This window comes from Pseudonocardia sp. OZ21 (assembly GCF_059359135.1).
In genome coordinates, this window is the sequence record NZ_JCADBN010000004.1 from 157,635 (window position 1) to 176,704 (window position 19,070).

The window sequence follows — 19,070 nt, forward strand, 5'->3', positions numbered from 1 at the left end:
ATCTCAGCCCTTCACTGCACCGGACGTCAGGCCGGCGACGATGCGCCGCTGGAACAACAGAACAAAGACGATGATCGGAATGGTGAGCAGCACCGCTGCCGCCGCGATCGAGCCGGTCGGCTCGGCGAACTGCGAGGCACCGGTGAAGTTCGCGATCGCCACCGTGGCGGTCTGGGACCGCGGGGTGGAGGTCAGCGAGATCGCGAACAGGAAGTCGTTCCAGCAGAAGATGAATACCAGGATGGCCGTGGTGAACACCCCGGGCGCGGCCAGCGGGACGATCACCGAGCGGAACGCCTGCATCGGCGTGGCCCCGTCCATCTTGGCCGCCTTCTCCAGCTCCCACGGGATCTCCCGGAAGAACGCCGAGAGCGTGTAGATCGCCAACGGCAGCGCGAACGTGATGTAGGGCAGGATGAGCCCGGGCCACGTGTCGAACAGGCCCACCGCGCGCTCGATGTCGAACAGCGGCGAGACCAGCGAGATCTGCGGGAACATCGCGATCAGCAGCGACACCCCGACAAGGACCTTCTTGCCGGGGAAATCGAGGCGGGCGATCGCGTAGGCCGCCATCGTGCCGATCACCACCGCCAGCACCGTGGAGATGATCGCGATACCGATCGAGTTCACGAGTGCGCTGGTGAAGATGTCGAGCGAGAAGATCTGCGCATAGTTGTCGAGGGTCCAGCTGCGCGGGATGAAGTTGCCGTCGGTGATCGTGTCGGTGGTCTTGAACGAGAGGCTCAGGATCCACAGCACCGGCACCAGCGCGTAGAGGACGACAACCAGGCCGGCGATGCCCCACCAGACCCTCGTACGAGGGTCACCCGTCGTGGTCGCCATCGTCAGCGCCTCCCGGTCGGCTCGGAGCCCGGCGCCGCTGCGCCGAACAGTTTGATGAACAGGACGGCGAGCAGGGCGACGCAGATGAAGATCAGCACGCTGATGGCGGATCCGATACCGAGGTTGAAGGCCTTGAACAGGTTGTCGTAGCCCAGCATCGACACCGATCCGGTGCCGTTGGAGCCCTGGGTGAGGATGTAGATGTTGTCGAACACCCGGAACGCGTCGAGCGTGCGGAACAGCAGCGCCACGAGGATCGCCGGCTTCATCATCGGCAGGATGATCTGCGTCAGCCGCTGCCAGGGGCCCGCCCCGTCCACCTGCGCGGCCTTGAGCAGGTCGTCGGGAACGAGTGCGAGACCCGCGAGCAGCAGCAGCGCCATGAACGGCGTGGTCTTCCACACCTCGGCACCGATGACGATGGCCAGCGCCGACCCGAAGTCGGTGAGCGGTGCGCTGCCCGTGGGCAGCAGCGCGGCGAGGTACCCCTTGTCCGGGGTCCAGGCGAACTGCCAGCTGAACGCGGCCACCACCGTGACGATCCCGTAGGGGATGAGGATGACCGTGCGCACCAGGCCGCGGGCGACCAGCGTGCGATGCATCATCAGAGCGAGGGCGAGCCCCAGCACGAACTCGATCGCCACCGATATCACCGTGATCAACATCGTGACGCCGAACGCCTGCCACCAGTAGCCCGACGTGAGCACGGTGACGTAGTTGCTCAGCCCGACGAACGCCTGCTCGGCGGGGAAGCGCAGGTCGTAGCGCTGCAGCGACAGCCAGATCGCGTAGCCGATGGGGTAGGCGGTGACCAGCACGATGATGATCGCCGCGGGAGCGCACAGCAGCAGCCCGAGGTTGCGCTCCGCCCGCTTGCCCTCCGACATCTGGGCCTTGGTGGGCCCGCCCGGACGCTGCGTCACCTCCTCGGTGGACGCTGCGAGAGCACCGCTCTGGTTACTCATGGCACCAGTCCTTCCGAGTTGGCGGCGCCCTGGACCTCTTCGGCGAGCATCGGGACCGCGGTGGCCGGGTCGATCGCGGCCGGCGGGTTGAGCAGGTCCGACAGCACGATCGAGATGCTCGTGTATCCCGGGGTCAACGGCCGGACGCTTGCGTTGTCGAGCGAGTTCTTGATCGCCTCCCAGGCCGGGTACTTGGCCTGGAACGACGGGTCGGTGTAGAGGTCGGCGAGGGTGGGGGGCACCCCGCCCTCCACGGCGTTGCGCAGTTGGTTGTCGCGGTCGCGCAGGCACTGGATCGCCGCGAACGCGAGGTCCTTGTGCTGACCCGTGGTGCTGACGGCGAGGTTGATGCCGCCGATGGTGGGCCGGGCCGGCTGCCCCGCCACCACGCTCGGGTACGGCGCCCAGGCGAACTCGTCGACCACGCGGCGGCCGGTGTCGGCGCTCGTGGGCTTGCCCTGGGCGTCGATGAAGGTGCCGCCACCGCCGCCGTCGGGCGGCGGCGTGTGGATCGAGGCGTAGACGAACGGGTAGTTGATCTGGAACGCGGCCGTGCCTGCCTCCATCGCGAGCCGACCGTCGTTCTCCTTGTTCACCGACAGCGACGGGTCCGAGGCGGGCGACGCCGCCACCCGCTGCATCACCGACAGCGCCTTCTCGGCGGCGTCACCCCGGCCGAGCAGCACGTTGCCGTCCTCGTCGACGATCTGGCCGCCCGCACTGTTGAGCAAGGTGTTGAACCAGACCACCAGGCCCTCGTACTGGGCGCCCTGCACCTCGATGTAGGACGGCAGGCCCTGCTGGTGGAGACGCTCGGAAGCGGTGATCATCTCGTCCCAGGTGGCAGGCGGCGTGGGCGAGAGGTCCTTGCGGTACCAGAGAATCTGCGTGTTGGTGTTGAGCGGAGCCGCCCAGAGTGCGTCCTGGTAGGTGGCCGTCTGCAGCGGGCCCTCGAGGGTGCCCTGGCGCACCTCCGCGGCGACGTCCTCGGGGAGCTTCTCGATCCACCCGGCCGCCGCGAACTCCGCCGTCCAGGTGACGTCGATGCCGACGATGTCGACCTCCGAGTCGCCGGCCACGAGGCGGCGGGCGAGCTGCAGCCGCTGGTCGTCGGCCGACTTGGGGAGCGTCTGGTAGACGACCGAGTACCGGCCGCCGGACGCCGCCGTGCAGTCCTTCGCCGCGGCGCTGTACTGCTCGGCGCCGTCGGCGGGACCGTAGACGTTCAGGACAGGAGGCCCGGTGGCCCCCGAGCTGCACCCCGCGATCGCGGCTGCGGCCAATACCGCACAGGCCCCGGCGATGAGAGGTCGGCGTCGTCCTCGCCGCCGACCCGGATGGACCGGACCCCGCATACGTGCTCCCGTCCCGGCCGACGGAAAAGTCGGCCACGTCGCCCATAGTGTGATGCCGGTCACTGTTAGCACCGGGTGATCCACGCTATGCGCGCCGGGAGCAACCCGCAATGCGGGGCGCGCTCCGAGACGGGAACGATATGTACATCAACCGCCGGGGCGGACGACGTCAGACGGGGTGGTTCCCCATCGCCAGTTTGGCGAGCAGTTCGCGGGCCTTCTCGGCGTTGCGCGGCTGGCAGAGGACGTCGTAGCGGCCCGCCACCATCTGGCTGGCCGAGGTGAAGTCCCGGCGGCCCTTCGTGGCGCCGTAGCCGACCGCGGCGAAGACGAGCCCGAACACGATACCGCAGGCCAGGCCGACCAGGATCGGCCCGAACGACGTGCCTGCCGGGCTGAACAGGCTGAGCAGCAGGCCGACGAACAGACCGAACCACGCGCCCGACGCTGCGCCGGACACCAGCACCCGGCCCCAGGTCAGGCGCCCGATCACCCGCTCGACCAGCATCAGGTCGACGCCGACGATGGTGACGTCACGGACGGGGAAGTCGGCGTCGGCGAGGTGGTCGACGGCCCGCTGTGCCTCCTCGTACGTGGCGTAGGAACCGACCGGCCACCCGGTGGGCGGCGTCGGCAGGTTGGGCAGGCCGGGCGCGGTGCGCGCGGGGCCGCCGAACGGTGTGGTCACGGGGCCTCCTCTTTCTGATCGCGGGACGCCTGATACTCACGGGTCCACAGCATGTCAACGCATGAACCGGGGACGAAGTGCCCGTTCTTTCGATCATCACACGAAACGCCGGTGGGCGGAGACTACCTCAGGTCACGACGCGGTTTCAGGATCGATGCGATACCGCCATCGGAGCGCCGGGGCGGTGAATGCGAACGAGTTCGGTCAGCGGAGCCGGTACTCCTTCAGCAGCCCCCGGCTGATGATGGTCTTCTGGATCTCGGAGGTGCCCTCGCCGATCAGCAGGAACGGTGCCTCGCGCATCAGGCGCTCGATCTCGTACTCCTTCGAGTAGCCGTAGCCACCGTGGATGCGGAACGACTCCTGCGTCACCTCGGCGCAGTACTCGCTGGCCAGCAGCTTCGCCATCCCGGACTCGACGTCGAACCGCTCACCGGAGTCCTTGAGCCGCGCGGCGTTCACCATCATCAGGTGAGCGGCCTCGACCTTGGTGGCCATCTCGGCCAGCTTGAACGCGATGGCCTGGTGCTCGGCGATCGGCTTGCCGAACGTGCGGCGCTGCTGCGCGTAGTCCACGGCCAGTTCGAACGCCCGGATCGAGATGCCGCAGGCGCGCGCCGCGACGTTCACGCGCCCGACCTCGACGCCGTCCATCATCTGGGCGAAGCCGCCCCCGCGCTTCCCACCGAGGATCTGGCCGGCCGGCACCCGATGGCCGCTGAACACCAGTTCGGTGGTGTCGACGCCCTTGTAGCCCATCTTGTCGATCTTGCCCGGTACGGTGAGGCCGGGCGCCACCTCGCCGTAGCCCTCCGGCTTGTCCACCAGGAAGCAGGTGAGGTTCTGGTGCGCCCGCTCCGCTCCCTCGTCGGTGCGCACGAGCACGGCGGTGAGGTTGGACGTGCCCCCGTTGGTGAGCCACATCTTGGCGCCGTCGATGACGAAGTCGTCGCCGTCGGCCACGGCCTTCGTCTTGATCGCCGCCACGTCGGATCCCAGGTCGGGCTCCGACATGGAGAACGAGCCGCGCACCTCCCCGGCCGCCATCCGGGGCAGGTAACGCTGCTTCTGCTCGTCGGTGCCGTGGTGGGCGATCATGTGCGCCACGATGAAGTGGGTGTTGATCACCCCGGAGACGCTCATCCAGCCGCGCGCGATCTGCTCGACCACGAGCGCGTAGGTCAGCAACGACTCACCGAGACCGCCGAACTCCTCCGGGATCGTGAGCCCGAACAGGCCCATCTCCTTCATCCCGTCGACGATGTCCTGCGGGTAGGTGTCGGCGTGCTCGAGCGCGGTGGCGTGCGGGATGATCTCCTTGTCCACGAACGTCCTGACGGTGGACAGGATCTCCTGCTGGATCTCGGTGAGACCGGCGGTCTGGGCGAGCCGGGCCATGGGGGTCCTCCTGGCAGGCGTCTCGGGCCGCCGGGGGGCAGAAGGTCCCGGCGCTGGGCTGCTGGTGCAGAAGTATCCACCTGCATGACATACCTAGCACATGCTCGGGATGTGAAGGTCCTCACCCGATACCGGCAGGCCCGAGGGCTCACGACTCCGGCGGCGTCCAGCGGTCGGTGCGCTCCATGCCGGCGGCGCGGCCCTTGCCCGAGATCACCAGAGCCATCTTGCGGGAGGCCTCGTCGATCATCTCGTCGCCGATCATCGCGGCCCCGCGCTTCCCGCCGGCCTCGGAGGTGTACCAGTCGTACGCGTCGAGGATGTTCTCGGCGTGGTCGTAGTCCTCCTGGCGGGGGCTGTAGGTCTCGTTCGCCGCCTCGATCTGGCCGGGGTGCAGCACCCACTTGCCGTCGAACCCGAGAGCCGCGGAGCGCGCGGCCACCCGCCGGAAGCCGTCGACGTCCTTGATCTGCAGGTACGGGCCGTCGATCGCCTGCTTGTCGTACGCCCTGGCCGCCATCAGGATGCTCATCAGGATGTGGTGGTAGGCGTCGCCCACGTCGTAGCCGGGCGGCTGCTCCCCGACCACGAGTGACTTCATGTTGATCGACGCCATGAAGTCGGCCGGGCCGAAGATGATCGTCTCCACCCGCGGCGACGCCGTGGCGATCGCGTTGACGTTGACGAGCCCGAGCGCGTTCTCGATCTGCGCCTCGATCCCGATCCGCCCGACCTCGTAGCCCATGGTCTTCTCGATCTGGGTGATCAGCATGTCGAGCGCGACGATCTGCTCGGCCGTCTGCGCCTTCGGGAGCATGATGGCGTCGAGGTTGGCCCCCGCGCCCTCCACGACCTCGGTGACGTCCCGGTAGGTCCACTCGGTGGTCCAGTCGTTCACCCGGACCACGCGGATCTTCTCGCCCCAGCCGCCCTCGTTGAGAGCCGCGACGATCGTCTTGCGGGCACCCGGCTTGGCCAGCGGCGCGCACGCGTCCTCGAGGTCGAGGAACACCTGGTCGACGTGCAGCGTGCGGGCCTTGTCGATGAACTTCTGGCTGGAACCCGGCACGGCGAGGCAGGAGCGGCGGGCCCGGGCCCGGGTGGCACCCGCGGCGGGTCGGGTCGGGGTGTCTGCTGAGTTCGCGGGCTCATTCACGAGCGACTCCTCGTCGAGGTCGGCACCGAGCGGCACGGCTTGCGACGATGCTGACACGACCCCCGCTCCTCCGCGGAGCGGGGTGATCGGTTTCTCAATCACCGGGCCGCCGGTCACGGCCGGGCCAGCAGCTCACCCCTGGCCACGGCCACGACACCGCCGTACACCGAGGCCTCCTGCGCGGCCCCGCCGTCGGCGTGCACGAGCACCCCGAGCTGGGACGGCCTGCCGATCTCCGCACCCTGGTCCACGATGAAGCCGGACTGGCCGTCGCCCGGCAGCACCCCACGGTCCACGAGGAACACCGCGAGCGCCACGGCCGCCGACCCAGTGGCCGGGTCCTCGGCGACGCCCGCCTCGGGCGCGAACATCCGCAGGTGCGCCCGCCAGCCCGCGCGGTCGTAGGCCACGACCACGAGTCCGACCAGGTCCGCCGTGAGGGCGCGCAGTGCCGCGGCGTCGGGGACGGCCCGCGCCACCGCGTCAGGGCGCACCGGGAGGACGGCGTAGGGCACGCCCGCTGCCGCCACCCCGGCCGGCAACTCGCCGTCGACGTCCTGCGGCCCGAGGCCCACCGCCGCGGCGAGCGCCGCCCCGTCGAGCACGGGACCGACCTCGGGCGCGCCGCCGGTCACCTGCGCACCGTGGTCGTCAACGCGCACCGGCAGCAACCCCGCGCCGCATTCCTGCACGACCTCACCGGTACCGATCAACCCGGCCCTGGCGAGCACCCACGCCGTGCCGACGCTGGGATGCCCGGCGAAGGGCAACTCCCGCGACGGGGTGAAAATGCGCAACCGGTAGTCCGCACTCGGTTCGGTCGGCGGAAGCGGGAATGCGGTCTCGGAGAGGCCGAACTCCGCGGCGATCGCCTGCATCTGAGCGGTGTCGAGATCGACGGCGCCGTGTACCACGGCGAGCGGATTACCGGCGAAAGGCGTGTCGGTGAATACGTCGACCACGTCGTAGCGGAGTTGGATCACGCCCGCAGCCTAGGCTTTCATCCGTGGGCATCGACCGCGTCTTCGTGGCACGACTGGCAGGCCTTGCCGTCTTCGGGCCCGATGGGGAGCGGATCGGCAAGGTGCGCGATCTCGTGGCGACTCTGCGTGTCGACGCCAGCCCACCGCGGGTGCTCGGAATGGTGGTCGAGCTGGCCACCCGGCGACGCATCTTCGTTCCGATGCTGCGGGTCACCACCATCGACCCGGGAGCCGTCATGCTCGCCACGGGATCGGTCAGCCTCCGTCGCTTCGCGCAGCGCCCGAACGAGACCCTGCTCGTCGGCCAGCTGATCGACGCCCGGGTCCGGATGGTGGACACCGGTGAGGAGGTCGTCGTCGTCGACGCGGCCATCGAGCCCACCCGCTCGCGGGACTGGGTCGTCGGCCGGCTCGCGTTGCGCACGCGCAGGCACGGCTTCACCCGCCGCGGACCGATCCAGGTGGTGCCGTGGAACGCCGTCACCGGGCTGTCACTGTCCGACCGGCAGGGCACAGCGGGCCTGCTGGCGGTGTTCGAGACGATGCGGCCCGCCGACGTCGCCACCGCGCTCTCGGAGCTGCCCGAGAAGCGTCAGCACGAGGTGATCGACTCCCTCGACGACGAGCGGCTCGCCGACATCTTCGAGGAGATGTCGGAGTCCGACCAGCGAGCGCTGCTCGGGCATCTCGACGTCGAGCGCGCCGCCGACGTGCTGGAGGCGATGTCCCCCGACGACGCGGCCGACCTGCTCCACGAACTGCCCGACGCCGATGCCGACGCCCTGCTCGCGCTCATGGAGCCCGACGAGTCGGCCCCGGTGCGCAGGCTGATGAGCTACTCGTCCGACACGGCCGGCGGCCTGATGACCCCGGAACCGATCATTTTGCGCCCGGACGCCACGGTGGCCGAGGCGCTGGCCCGCATCCGCAACCCCGACTACCCGCCCGCGCTGGCCAGCATGGTGTTCGTCTGCCGGTCGCCGTCGGAGACCCCGACGGGGCCCTACCTCGGCTGTGTGCACGCCCAGCGGCTGCTGCGGGAGCCTCCGTCCGCGCTCGTCGCGGGCGTGGTGGACGCCGAGCTGGCCCGGCTCACCCCGGACGCCACGCTCGGCGAGATCACCCGCTACTTCGCGGCGTACAACCTGGTGGCGGGCCCCGTGGTCGACAGCGAGGACCACCTGCTCGGGGCGGTCACGGTGGACGACGTGCTCGACCACCTGCTGCCCCCCGACTGGCGCGACCGGCTGACGGAGCCCGAAGGTGCACCGGACCGGGAGTCCGACGACGCGAACCCCGAGGTGGCGGATGCCTGAGAACACGACGTACCGCAGGCTCGACCAGCCACGGCGTGGCCGCGCCCGGTTAGAGGTCGACCCCGACTGGTTCCCGCGGCTGTCGGAGCGGGTCGCCCGGTTCCTCGGCACCGGCCGCTTCCTCGTGATCCAGTCCGTGCTCGTCTTCGTGTGGATCGTGCTGAACCTGACGGCGGTGATCGGGCGGTGGGACCCCTACCCGTTCATCCTGCTCAACCTGGCCTTCTCCACCCAGGCCGCCTACGCGGCTCCGTTGATCCTGCTGGCGCAGAACCGGCAGGACGACCGCGACCGCGTGTCGCTCGAGGAGGACCGTTCCCGCGCGTCGCAGACCAAGGCCGACACCGAGTTCCTCGCCAGGGAGCTCGCCGCCCTGCGGATCGCCATCGGCGAGATGACGACGCGGGACTACCTGCGCAGCGAGCTCGACAAGCTCGCCGAGAAGATCAACGGGGACCGGCCGATCGCGGGTCCCGAGCCCGACCGCGTGCGGCCGAGGTTCACTCGGCCAGCCGACGGCTGATCTGCTCGAGGGTGCCGAGATCCTCGCCGTCCAGCTTCTCGACGAAGTACCGCACGACCCCGCCGAGATGGGTGCGCGACGCGGTACGGAGCCGGTTCAGGCCCGCCTGGGTGAGCTCGGCGGCGACACCGCGCCCGTCGCTCTCCACCGGACAGCGCGCCACCAGACCGGACTTCTCCAGCCGGTCGACGAGCCGCGTGACCCCCGAACGCGACAGGAGCACCGCTTCGGCCAGCTCGGTCATCCGCAGGCGCCGCTCGGGCGCCTCCGCGAGCTGCACCAGCACGTCGTAGGCCGCGAGCGACAGCTTCTGCTCGGCGACCAGCTCCGTCTCCAGCGCGCGGACGATCGTGGCGTGCGCACGGAGGAAGGAGCGCCAGGATTCGAGTTGCTCGCGGGTAGGCATGGTGCGGGCCACCCGGGTAGAGGCGTCAGAAGGTGCTGCGTGGGCGGCGGTGTCCGTCACGGCGCACGATGCTACGGACGTCGCGCCCTCACGGCACGGACGTAACATGGATTCGGGCGCACCAAGGTCACGTACGGGCAAAATCGCAGGAAGGTGCAGCGGAAACTCAGATGTCCACCACCGGGAACACCACAACCACCGAGCAGGCCGTCCACGCGGCGCTCGCCACCGTCGAGGACCCGGAGATCCACCGGCCGATCACCGAGCTCGGGATGGTGAAGAGCGTTCAGGTGCTGCCCGACGGTCGGGCGCAGATCGGCGTGTACCTCACCGTCGCCGGCTGCCCGATGCGCGACACCATCACCAAGCGCGTCACCAACGCGGTGTCCGCCGTCGCCGGCATCACGGCCGTCGACGTCGAGCTCGACGTGATGAACGACGAGCAGCGCACGCAGCTGCGCAAGGGCCTGCGCGGCGACGCCGCCGAGCCGGTGATCCCCTTCGCCCAGCCCGGCTCCCTCACCCGCGTCTACTGCGTGGCCTCTCGGTCACCGTCAACCTGGCGGCCGCGATGGCCGCCAAGGGCCTCTCCGTCGGCGTGGTCGACGCCGACATCTACGGGCACTCGGTGCCGCGGATGCTGGGCACCGCCGACGCGCGGCCCACCAAGGTCGAGAACATGATCATGCCGCCGCAGGCGCACGGCGTGAAGGTCATCTCCATCGGGATGTTCACCCCGGGCAACGACCCGGTGGTCTGGCGTGGCCCGATGCTGCACCGTGCGCTGCAGCAGTTCCTCGCCGACGTCTTCTGGGGCGACCTCGACGTCCTGCTGCTCGACCTGCCGCCCGGCACCGGCGACATCGCGATCTCCACCGCCCAGCTCGTGCCCAACGCTGAGCTGCTGGTGGTCACCACCCCGCAGATGGCGGCGGCCGAGGTGGCCGAGCGGGCCGGCACGATCGCGCTGCAGACCCGCCAGCGGCTCGCCGGTGTCGTCGAGAACATGTCGTGGATGGAGCTGCCCGACGGCACCCGCATGGAGGTCTTCGGCTCGGGCGGCGGCCAGACGGTCGCCGACTCCCTCACCCGCATCATCGGCGCGCCGGTGCCGCTGCTCGGTCAGGTGCCGCTGGAGACGCGCGTGCGCGAGTGCGGCGACTCCGGCACCCCGATCGTGCTGGCGGACCCGGAGTCGCCGGCCGCCGTCGCGTTGCGCGGGGTGGCCGACAGGCTCACCACCCGCGCCCGTGGGCTCGCCGGGATGAGCCTGAACATCTCCCCTGTCCGGAAGTAGGGGGCGGAGGCTCAGGCCGCGATGAGGTAGGTGCTGCCGCTGCTGTTCGGGAGCCACGCGTCGGGCAGGGCCGCGGCCAGTGCGTGCTGCGCGCGCCAGCCCGTGCAGTGGCCCGGCACCACCATCGCGGGGGCCATGTCGATGAACGCGGCCACCGTCGGGTGGATCACCGGCTCGAAGAACGGGCCCCCCAGGTGCAGGCCGCCGAGCAGCGCGTGCAGCCGGTCCACTCCGGTGAGCCGCTGCGCGTGCCGAACGATGTTGACCGCACCCGCGTGCCCACACCCGGTGAGCACCACGAGCCCGCGGTCCCGGACGTTCACGACGAGCGCCTGGTCGTCCTGCACGCGTGCGTCGTGCTCCCAACCGCTGCCGGTCCATGCCTGGTGCGCCGGCGGCATGCCGTGCTCGAACTCCGTGGTGCGGTCGACCTCACCGGTGATCAGCACACTGCCGTCCACCAGCACGGACGGCTCCCGGCGTTCGACGACCTCGAAGCCCTCACCGGCGAGGGCGCGCCGGCTCAGCGTCGGGAGCTCATGGATCTCCCTGCCCCCGACGGCCAACCGCCGCCGCGTCCAGGCGCCGGGGTGCACCACCATCGGCAGGGCCCGTGACCCTCGCCTGCCGGCGAGCCCGGCCAGGCCACCGGCATGGTCGTAGTGGCCGTGACTGAGCACCACCCCGTGGATGTCGGACAGGTCGATGCCCATCCGGGACGCGTTGGTGACCATGCCGTCGGGGCTGAGCCCGGTGTCGAACAGCAGGGTCGTGGTGCTCGCGCCGCGCCGGACGGTGACGAGCGCGGCGAAACCGTGCTCGGCGCGTAGACCGGGGTCGGTGCGCCCGCCCTCGAACTGGGCGGCGGTCTCCCACGCCTGTCCCGGATTCACCCGGGTGACCCGGTCGTCGCCGGTGAGCAGCGCGTCGAAGACGTTGTCGATGAGGGTGGTGATCCGCACCTCGTCGACCGGTTCGAGGGCGATCGGGTCGACCGCGGTTCCCTCGGCGGGCCGGGGGACGCCGGCGAGTACCTCCGCCGGGCCGGCATGTTCGTCGCACACGCCGCCCGACGCTACCCGCGCACTACCGCCCGGCGGTGCGAACCGCTTCGGCCCAGAGCGCCACGGCCTCGTCCACCTGCTCGGCGGTGACGATCAGCGCCGGGATCATCCGCACCACGTTGGCGTACGGGCCGCAGGTCAGGAGCAGCAGCCCCAGTTCCGCCGCGGTGGCGTGCGCACGGCCGGCCGCCGCGGGGTCAGGGCCGCCGTCCGGCGTGCAGAACTCGTTGCCGACCATGAGCCCGAGCCCCCGGACGTCGGCGATGCCCGGATGGTCGGCGGCCACCTTGCGCAGACCTTCGAGCAGGCGCACGCCCTGTTCGGCGGCATTGGCGACGAGGCCCTCGTCCTCGATCACGTCGAGGGTGGCGAGCGCGGCCGCGCAGGCCACCGCGTTGCCGCCGTACGTGCCGCCCTGCGAGCCGGGCCACGCCTTCGCCATCAGCTCGGTGGACGCCGCGATTCCCGACAGCGGGAAGCCACTGGCGAGTCCCTTCGCGGTGACCAGGATGTCCGGGGTGAGGCCTGCGGTGTGCTGGTGGCCCCAGAACCGCCCGGTGCGCCCGAAGCCGGTCTGCACCTCGTCGGCGATCAGCAGCGCCCCGAATGCGTCCGCCCGTTCCCGCAGACCGGTGAGGAAGGCGGGCGGAGTGGGCACGTAGCCGCCCTCCCCGAGCACCGGCTCCACCAGGAACGCCGCGACGTCGGCGGCGGGCGCAGCGGTGACGAGCAACCGGTCGAGCTCGCGGAGGCAGAACGCGACGGTCGCCTCCTCGCTCCAGCCGTACCGGAAGGCGTAGGGGAACGGTGCGAACTCGACCCCGCCCATCAGCGGGCCCGTGCCGGCGCGGATCTTCGCCCCGGACGAGGTGAGTGCGGCCGCGCCCATCGTGCGGCCGTGGAAGCCACCCTCGAACGCGACGATCAGCGGCCTGCCGGTGGCCTGGCGGGCCAGCCGCACCGACGCCTCGACGGCCTCGCTGCCCGAGTTGGCGAAGAACACGCTGTCGAGCCCCGCGGGCAGCACGTCTCCGAGGCGTGCCGCCAGCCGCAGCAGTGGCTCGTGCATGACGGTGGTGTACTGCCCGTGGATGAGGGTGGCCACCTGCTCCTGAGCAGCCGCCACCACCCGGGGATGGCAGTGGCCCGTGCTGGTGACGCCGATGCCTGCGGTGAAGTCCAGGTAGCGGCGGCCCTGCGTGTCGATCAGGTGGACGCCCTCCCCCCTGGCGGCCTGCACCGGGGTCGCCTGCTTCAGGGCCGGGGACAGCTGGGCCATACCGTCTCCTCGATCTTGTCCGATTGTCGACAATCACCCTGATGGAAGCACGGACCCGGGCGCGAGACAAGCGAACCGGCGACCGGCTACTCCAGCCATTCCGTGACGAACACGTCGTTCGCGTGGATGTTGGTCATCACCAGCCGGTCGGAGCCGACGTTCCGGAACTTGTGCGGGGTCTGCGGCGGCACGACCACCACCTGGCCCGCCCTCGCCACCAGCACGCGGCCCGCCACCGTGAACTCGGCCTCGCCGCCGTGCATCACGAACGTCTCGTCGTAGGGGTGCTGGTGCAGCGCGGGGCCGGCCCCGGGCTCGTCGGTGCTCACGAGGATCACGGAGACCGTGCCCCCGTGTTCGCGACCCTCGACCTGACCCGACACGGCGCCGTCGCCGAGGACCGTCAGCAGCTGGTAGGGGGTGGCGTCGGAGATACTCATGGCGATACGACCCCGTCCGGGACGGAAAGTAATCGCGGCGGCACACATCCCGTGGCCACCGTGCACACGTCAGGACGTGTGTGCGGTGGCCACCAGGTGTGCGCGGTCAGGCGGGCACGGCGGGCGGGGGCGGGGCAGCCGCGGCGAGCGGCGCCAGGATCCGCTCCACGGCGTCGGCCATGTGCGCCTCCAGGACGGCGGCCAGCCGGTCGGCGTCCCCGTCGCGCACGGCGTCGCGGAGCTCCCGGTGCTCGGCCACCAGCGCGTCGGCGGGCGGGGCGGTGTCCTGCAGCGCGGCCAGGCACATCCGGGTCTCCACGAGCAGCGCGTCGGCCATCCGCCGCAGCCGCGGGCTGCCGGCCGCGGCCACGAACTCGGCATGGAACGCGTGGTCGGCGTCGGCCAGCGCCACCGGGTCGCCCGCGGCCTCCTCCATGACCGCCAGCGCCGCGGTCAGACGCCGGGCGGCTTCAGCACGGTCGCCGGCCATCAGGAGCAGGCCGGCAGCGCGCTCGACGGCGCTGCGGGCCGTGTAGACGTCGCGCACGTCCGCCGCGTCGAGATCGCGCACGAACAGCCCGCGATGCCGCTCGCTGCGCAGCAACCCCTCGGCGACCAGCCGCTGCATGGCCTCCCGCAGCGGGCCGCGGCTCACCCCGAGGCGCGTGGCCAGCTCGACCTCGCCCAGCTGGGTGCCGGGAGGCAGCGTCCCGCGCATGATCGCCTCCCGCAGCCGGTCGGCGACGATGGCGGCGGTCGAACGGCGTTCCACCGGTTCCAGGTCGCTCAGGTCCACGCGCTCATTCCCCCTGGTCACGCCCGCCCCGTCGGACCGGGGCGGTGTGGGCGAACACGCTACCCAGCCCGGGCCGCACGACGTCCGCGCCCGCCAGTCGCAGGCCCTGCCAGATGCTGACCTGGTTGGCCGTCAGCACCGGCTTGCCGACGCGCGCGTCGAGGGCGTCGAGCTGACCGATCGTGTGCAGCGCCGTGTCGGGCAGCAGCACGGCCTGCGCGTCGGGATGGTCGGCCGCCGCGGCGAACTCCAGCACGGCGCCCGCAGGCAGCGTGCCGACCTCGGCCGCGGTGACGATCCCGCGCGCCGACCGCACGAGCACCTCGATGCCGGCCGCGGCGAGGAACACTACGAACCGCTCGGCCACGTCGTCGGGATAGGTGGCGCCCACGGCGACCCGGGTGACGCCGAGGCTCGCGCACGCGTCGACGAAGGCGAACGAGGTGCTCGACGCCGGTACGCCCGCCGCCACCTCCAACGCGGCGACCTGCGCCGCGGCCCCGTCGCGACCGAAGACGAAGCTCCCGCTGGTGCACGCCCACATCACGGCGTCCAGGGGCCCCGACCCGTTGTCGCGCAGCGCCCTGACCCCCGAGGCGAGCACGTCGTCGGCACCGATGTCGAGCAGCGCGTCGACGCGGTGGGCGTCCTCCCGCATCTCGGTGTGCACGAGCGGCAGCCGCGGACCGCCGAGCAGCGCCTCCGCGCGCGGGTAGTCGTCCTCGGCGGAGAAGCCGGGATAGAGGATGCCGACGGTCACCGCCGCTGGTTCCCGGGTCATGCCGCTCCCGGTTCGAGGTGGTGCACCCCGGCCCGCAGCAGGCGGCCACCGCCGACCGCCTCCCGGCCCATGGCCCGCAGCGCCGCCCACATGGTGACCTGGTTGGCGGTGAGCACCGGTTTGCCGAGCGCCTGCTCGAGGGGCTCGATGAGGTCGTAGCTCGGCAGGTTGGTGCAACTGATGAACAGCGCCTCGGCGTCGACGGCGTCGACGGCCCGGACGATCTCGACGACATCGGCGTAGGTGACCCGCCAGATGTGCCCGAGCAGCCCCAGCCCTTCCGACGCGACCGTGCGCACGTCGTGCTCGGCCAGGTAGCCGACGAGCCTGCGCGTGACCGGCTCGACGTACGGGGTGGCGATCGCGAGCCGCGACACGCCGAGCACACGCAGCGCGTCGATCAGCGCCCCGGACGTGGTGCAGGCCGCGGGCGCTCCCGCGCCGACCATCGTGCGGCGCAGCACCTCCTCGCCCGCGGCACCGTCGACGAAGCTCCCGGACGTGCACGCGTACGCGACGACGGCCGGCTCCGGGGTGAGGACGTCGCGGGTGGCCCGGCGGACCGCCCGCCGGTCGCCGCACGCCACCGCCATCTCGACCGTGACCGGGGTGGTGAAGAACGGCAGCCGGGTGAGGTAGAGGGAGACGTCCTCCGGCGCCCAGCGCCAGAGCTCACGGTCGAGCGCGAAGTCGAACGGTGCGACCACGCCGATCCCGTGCTGGTGGGCGGGCTCGGCGAGCCCCACCGACAGCTCGGTGGGCATCGCGGCCTACCGGAGGTCCGCGTCGAGGCGCTCGTACACCAGCCGCTCACCCGCGCTGCCCGATCGCCACACGTCGTGGCACGCCTCTGCCATCGGGGCGAGGCCCTCGACGATCGTGGCGAAGACGTTGCCGGGCACCCAGCCCACGTCCCCGTTGATCAGGAGGTTGTTGCGCCCGTAGAAGATCGCCAGATCGATGGCGCCCTCCTCGGCGTCGATCCCCTGGTCGGCCTTGAACGCGCTGTCGAGCATGCCGCCCGCGAAGTCGAACAGGACGACGTCGCCCGGGATCGGTGTGACGGTGGGGTTCTCACGGCCGATCTGCCCGAAGCGCGGCACCATCGTGTAGACCTCGTTGCGCGCGTACTTGGCGTGCTGGGCATCGCCGCCGAGCGGGCCGCCGGCCAGCGCATCCCACACGGCGGCGCACGTGCGGGGGGCGTCCTTGTCGAGCATCTCGGCCACGCAGGAGACACCGCGGCGGGTGAGGCTGATGCGGAGGAAATTCGTCATGGGCACTCCGTCCGACGGATCCCGCAACGCCGCGGATTGTTGACAATAATACGATGGCTTCTTAGCGTGTCAATACTCCGCTCATGGCTCGGAAGGTGGCCGGATTTGCCCGTTTCCGCTGATCAGCGGCATCCGACGATCACCGTGCTCCATTCCGAGGACCGTCCGCCCGGGCTCGTGGCCGACGGGATCCGCTTCGCCACCGACGACACGTTGAGCGACGCGCTCCCCGGCACCGAGGTCCTTCTCGTCTGGGACTTCACCTCCGACGCCGTGCGCCGTCACTGGGCCGCCGCCGATGCGCTGCGCTGGGTGCACACCGCCAGCGCAGGCGTCGACCGGCTGATCTTCCCCGAGCTCTGCGACTCCCCGGTGACGCTGACCAACTCCCGCGGCGTCTTCGACGCGCCCATGGCCGAGTACGTGCTCGGGCTCGTGCTGGCGATGGCCAAGGACATCCCGGTCACCGTGGCCGCCCAGCTGCGCCGGGAGTGGCGGCACCGCGAGAGCGAGCGGGTCGCAGGCACCTGCGCCGTGGTGGTGGGTGGCGGCCCGATCGGGCGCGCGATCGCGCGGCTGCTCGCGGCCGTCGGCATGCGGGTGGAGCTGGTCGGACGCCGCGCGTCGGACGGGGTGCACGAGGCCGGGGCGCTCCCTGGCCTGCTGCCCCTGGCCGACTGGCTCGTGCTCGCCGCGCCCCTCACCGAGGCCACCCGCGGCATGCTCGACGCCGCGGCGCTCGCCGCGCTGCGCCCGTCCGCGCGCGTGATCAACGTGGGGCGGGGGGCGCTCGTCGTCGAACCCGACCTCGTGGACGCGCTGCGCGGCGGCCGGCTCGCCGGGGCCGCCCTGGACGTGTTCGCCCGCGAACCACTCCCCCTGGACAGCCCGCTGTGGGAGCTGCCGGGGGTGATCGTCTCGCCGCACATGTCCGGCGACGTGCTCGGCTGGCGCGACGAGCTCGTCGAGGTGTTCGCCGACAACCTCACCCGTTACCGCACGGGGGAACCGCTGCGCAACGTCGTGGACAAGACACTCGGCTACGTCACCGGAGGCATCTCATGACGGGCACGACCACCGGGGCCGGCACGCGCACCCCCGCCGACCTCACGGCCACCGAACTGCTCGCCTCCTACCGGGCCGGGGAGCTCTCCCCGGTGGAGGTCACCAGGGCCGTGCTCGACCGGGTGGCGGAGCGCGACGCCGAGATCAACGCGTTCTGCCTGGTCGACGCGGACGCGGCCATGGCGAGCGCCAAGCGCTCCGAGGAGCGGTGGGCGCGCGGGAATCCGATCGGGCTGCTCGACGGGGTGCCGGTCTCGATCAAGGACGTCCTGCTCACCGCGGGGTGGCCGACGCTGCGCGGCTCCCGCACGATCGACCCGAGCGGCCCGTGGGACGTCGACGGTCCCCCGGTCGCGAGGGTGCGCGCCCACGGCGCCGTCCTTTTCGGCAAGACCACCACCCCGGAGCTGGGCTGGAAGGGCGTCACCGACAACCCGCTCACCGGCGTGACCCGCAACCCCTGGGACCCGACGCGCACCGCGGGCGGCTCCTCGGGCGGCAGCGCGGCGGCGATCCAGCTGGGGATGGGACCGCTCAGCCTCGGCACCGACGGCGGCGGCTCGGTGCGGATCCCGGCCGGGTTCTCCGGCATCACCGCGCACAAGCCCACCTACGGCAGGGTCCCGGCCCACCCGGCCAGCCCGTTCGGCACGCTCGCGCACGTCGGCCCGATGGCGCGCACCGCGGCCGACACAGCGCTGCTGCTCGACGTCGTCTCCGGCCTCGACGCCCGCGATCCCTGGGCGCTGGCGCCCACCGCGTCTGCGGTCGCCGCACTGGGAACGCCCGTCAGCGGCCTGCGGGTGGCAGTGAGCCCCACGCTCGGATACGTCGAGCTGGACCCCGAGATCGCCGCCGCGTTCACCGCCGCGGTCGAGGTGTTCCGCGCGATGGGCGCCGAGGTCGAGGAGGCCGACCCGGGTTTCGGCGACCCGGTGGCGGCGTTCGAGGTGCTGTGGGTCACCGGCGCGGCGAAGTCGATCGGGCACCTGGGGCCGGCAGAGCGGGCGATGCTGGATCCGGGTCTGCTCGAGATCGCCGAGCAGGGCGCCACCGCCACCGCTCTGGAGTACCTGGACGCCATGGCCGTGCGCAACGAGCTCGGCACGCTGATGGGCGAGTTCCACTCCCGCTACGACCTGCTGCTCACCCCGACGCTGCCGATCCCCGCGTTCGAGGCGGGCCTGGAGGTCCCGCCGGGGTGGCCGCGGAAGCGCTGGATGTCCTGGACGCCGTTCAGCTACCCGTTCAACATGACCCAGCAGCCGGCGACCAGCGTGCCGTGCGGCTTCACCTCGGCCGGACTGCCGGTCGGGCTGCAGATCGTGGGCCCGCGGCACGCCGACAACGCGGTGCTGGCCGCCGCGCACGCCTTCCAGGAAGCCACCGCGTGGCACCGGCGAAGTCCGCACTCCGGCTGAGCAGCGCGACGGCCGAT

Annotated in this window: 19 protein-coding genes and 1 pseudogene; 5 read left to right on the forward strand and 15 right to left on the reverse strand. The window is 71.4% G+C overall.

The genetic code is table 11. The features are described from left to right. Window positions 1-3: 3 nt before the first annotated feature. The 7 genes from AC5L35_RS10600 to AC5L35_RS10630 form a co-directional block, all read right to left on the reverse strand. Window positions 4-843, reverse strand: a complete 840-nt coding sequence (locus AC5L35_RS10600) for a carbohydrate ABC transporter permease (protein ID WP_495059410.1) — start codon at window positions 841-843, stop codon at window positions 4-6. A 2-nt stretch (window positions 844-845) separates the two neighbouring features. Further along, window positions 846-1,808 (reverse strand): carbohydrate ABC transporter permease, encoded by a 963-nt coding sequence (locus tag AC5L35_RS10605; RefSeq protein WP_495059411.1) that lies wholly within the window; start codon window positions 1,806-1,808, stop codon window positions 846-848. Continuing rightward, window positions 1,805-3,091 carry an ABC transporter substrate-binding protein gene (locus tag AC5L35_RS10610; RefSeq protein WP_495059412.1) on the reverse strand — a complete coding sequence of 429 codons (1,287 nt, stop codon included), beginning with the start codon at window positions 3,089-3,091 and terminating at the stop codon, window positions 1,805-1,807. Before AC5L35_RS10610 ends, AC5L35_RS10605 begins: the two co-directional genes overlap by 4 nt. A 241-nt stretch (window positions 3,092-3,332) precedes the next feature. Further along, window positions 3,333-3,851 (reverse strand): YflT domain-containing protein, encoded by a 519-nt coding sequence (locus tag AC5L35_RS10615; RefSeq protein ID WP_495059413.1) that lies wholly within the window; start codon window positions 3,849-3,851, stop codon window positions 3,333-3,335. A gap of 204 nt (window positions 3,852-4,055) precedes the next feature. Beyond that, a complete protein-coding gene (locus AC5L35_RS10620; RefSeq protein WP_495059414.1) occupies window positions 4,056-5,249 on the reverse strand; it encodes an acyl-CoA dehydrogenase family protein in 1,194 nt (397 codons plus the stop codon). A 148-nt stretch (window positions 5,250-5,397) separates the two neighbouring features. Beyond that, window positions 5,398-6,405: an HpcH/HpaI aldolase/citrate lyase family protein gene (locus AC5L35_RS10625; RefSeq protein ID WP_495059824.1), complete on the reverse strand. Its 1,008-nt coding sequence runs from the start codon at window positions 6,403-6,405 to the stop codon at window positions 5,398-5,400. A gap of 113 nt (window positions 6,406-6,518) precedes the next feature. Continuing rightward, window positions 6,519-7,388, reverse strand: coding sequence for a PhzF family phenazine biosynthesis protein (locus AC5L35_RS10630; protein WP_495059415.1), 870 nt, complete (start codon window positions 7,386-7,388; stop codon window positions 6,519-6,521). Between the two features lie 29 nt (window positions 7,389-7,417). Between AC5L35_RS10630 and AC5L35_RS10635 the strand changes: the two genes are divergently transcribed. Both AC5L35_RS10635 and AC5L35_RS10640 read left to right on the forward strand, forming a co-directional pair. Then, on the forward strand, window positions 7,418-8,704 hold the full coding sequence (locus AC5L35_RS10635; RefSeq protein ID WP_495059825.1) for a magnesium transporter MgtE N-terminal domain-containing protein: 1,287 nt from the start codon (window positions 7,418-7,420) through the stop codon (window positions 8,702-8,704). Further along, the gene (locus tag AC5L35_RS10640; protein ID WP_495059416.1) at window positions 8,697-9,227 is read left to right on the forward strand and encodes a DUF1003 domain-containing protein; all 531 of its coding nucleotides are present in this window, start codon (window positions 8,697-8,699) and stop codon (window positions 9,225-9,227) included. The genes AC5L35_RS10635 and AC5L35_RS10640 overlap by 8 nt, the downstream gene beginning before the upstream one ends. Here AC5L35_RS10640 and AC5L35_RS10645 read toward each other — a convergent pair. Next, a complete protein-coding gene (locus AC5L35_RS10645; protein WP_495059417.1) occupies window positions 9,205-9,693 on the reverse strand; it encodes a MarR family winged helix-turn-helix transcriptional regulator in 489 nt (162 codons plus the stop codon). The two genes, AC5L35_RS10640 and AC5L35_RS10645, sit on opposite strands and share 23 nt — an antisense overlap. A 110-nt stretch (window positions 9,694-9,803) precedes the next feature. On the opposite strand from AC5L35_RS10645, the pseudogene AC5L35_RS10650 reads away from it, so the two are divergent. Beyond that, a pseudogene (locus AC5L35_RS10650) lies at window positions 9,804-10,930 on the forward strand (Mrp/NBP35 family ATP-binding protein). 11 nt (window positions 10,931-10,941) lie between these two features. Here the strand turns inward: AC5L35_RS10650 and AC5L35_RS10655 are convergent. From AC5L35_RS10655 to AC5L35_RS10685, 7 genes are all read right to left on the reverse strand, one after another. Next, the gene (locus AC5L35_RS10655) at window positions 10,942-11,994 is read right to left on the reverse strand and encodes an MBL fold metallo-hydrolase (protein WP_495059418.1); all 1,053 of its coding nucleotides are present in this window, start codon (window positions 11,992-11,994) and stop codon (window positions 10,942-10,944) included. Between the two features lie 22 nt (window positions 11,995-12,016). Next, the gene (locus AC5L35_RS10660) at window positions 12,017-13,273 is read right to left on the reverse strand and encodes an aspartate aminotransferase family protein (RefSeq protein WP_495059419.1); all 1,257 of its coding nucleotides are present in this window, start codon (window positions 13,271-13,273) and stop codon (window positions 12,017-12,019) included. A gap of 86 nt (window positions 13,274-13,359) precedes the next feature. Next, a complete protein-coding gene (locus AC5L35_RS10665) occupies window positions 13,360-13,713 on the reverse strand; it encodes a cupin domain-containing protein (protein ID WP_495059420.1) in 354 nt (117 codons plus the stop codon). Window positions 13,714-13,819: 106 nt separating this feature from the next. Beyond that, window positions 13,820-14,530, reverse strand: coding sequence for a GntR family transcriptional regulator (locus AC5L35_RS10670; protein WP_495059421.1), 711 nt, complete (start codon window positions 14,528-14,530; stop codon window positions 13,820-13,822). Further along, window positions 14,514-15,290 carry a maleate cis-trans isomerase family protein gene (locus AC5L35_RS10675; protein WP_495059422.1) on the reverse strand — a complete coding sequence of 259 codons (777 nt, stop codon included), beginning with the start codon at window positions 15,288-15,290 and terminating at the stop codon, window positions 14,514-14,516. The genes AC5L35_RS10670 and AC5L35_RS10675 overlap by 17 nt, the downstream gene beginning before the upstream one ends. After that, the gene (locus tag AC5L35_RS10680) at window positions 15,287-16,054 is read right to left on the reverse strand and encodes a maleate cis-trans isomerase family protein (protein WP_495059423.1); all 768 of its coding nucleotides are present in this window, start codon (window positions 16,052-16,054) and stop codon (window positions 15,287-15,289) included. The genes AC5L35_RS10675 and AC5L35_RS10680 overlap by 4 nt, the downstream gene beginning before the upstream one ends. A gap of 6 nt (window positions 16,055-16,060) precedes the next feature. Continuing rightward, complete coding sequence (locus AC5L35_RS10685; protein WP_495059424.1) at window positions 16,061-16,567, reverse strand: DUF3830 family protein; 507 nt, start codon at window positions 16,565-16,567, stop codon at window positions 16,061-16,063. A 144-nt stretch (window positions 16,568-16,711) separates the two neighbouring features. Here AC5L35_RS10685 and AC5L35_RS10690 point away from each other — a divergent pair, with 144 nt between their 5' ends. Both AC5L35_RS10690 and AC5L35_RS10695 read left to right on the forward strand, forming a co-directional pair. Beyond that, window positions 16,712-17,632 carry a D-2-hydroxyacid dehydrogenase gene (locus AC5L35_RS10690; RefSeq protein WP_495059425.1) on the forward strand — a complete coding sequence of 307 codons (921 nt, stop codon included), beginning with the start codon at window positions 16,712-16,714 and terminating at the stop codon, window positions 17,630-17,632. Next, window positions 17,629-19,053 (forward strand): amidase, encoded by a 1,425-nt coding sequence (locus tag AC5L35_RS10695; protein WP_495059426.1) that lies wholly within the window; start codon window positions 17,629-17,631, stop codon window positions 19,051-19,053. Before AC5L35_RS10690 ends, AC5L35_RS10695 begins: the two co-directional genes overlap by 4 nt. Window positions 19,054-19,070 lie beyond the last annotated feature (17 nt).

Coding starts and splice junctions, on each gene's coding strand:
- AC5L35_RS10600 (WP_495059410.1), bottom strand. CDS start 843: ATGGCGACCACGACGGGTGACCCTCGTACGAGGGTCTGGTGGGGCATC.
- AC5L35_RS10605 (WP_495059411.1), bottom strand. CDS start 1,808: ATGAGTAACCAGAGCGGTGCTCTCGCAGCGTCCACCGAGGAGGTGACG.
- AC5L35_RS10620 (WP_495059414.1), bottom strand. CDS start 5,249: ATGGCCCGGCTCGCCCAGACCGCCGGTCTCACCGAGATCCAGCAGGAG.
- AC5L35_RS10640 (WP_495059416.1), top strand. CDS start 8,697: ATGCCTGAGAACACGACGTACCGCAGGCTCGACCAGCCACGGCGTGGC.
- AC5L35_RS10660 (WP_495059419.1), bottom strand. CDS start 13,273: ATGGCCCAGCTGTCCCCGGCCCTGAAGCAGGCGACCCCGGTGCAGGCC.
- AC5L35_RS10665 (WP_495059420.1), bottom strand. CDS start 13,713: ATGAGTATCTCCGACGCCACCCCCTACCAGCTGCTGACGGTCCTCGGC.
- AC5L35_RS10675 (WP_495059422.1), bottom strand. CDS start 15,290: ATGACCCGGGAACCAGCGGCGGTGACCGTCGGCATCCTCTATCCCGGC.
- AC5L35_RS10680 (WP_495059423.1), bottom strand. CDS start 16,054: ATGCCCACCGAGCTGTCGGTGGGGCTCGCCGAGCCCGCCCACCAGCAC.
- AC5L35_RS10685 (WP_495059424.1), bottom strand. CDS start 16,567: ATGACGAATTTCCTCCGCATCAGCCTCACCCGCCGCGGTGTCTCCTGC.
- AC5L35_RS10695 (WP_495059426.1), top strand. CDS start 17,629: ATGACGGGCACGACCACCGGGGCCGGCACGCGCACCCCCGCCGACCTC.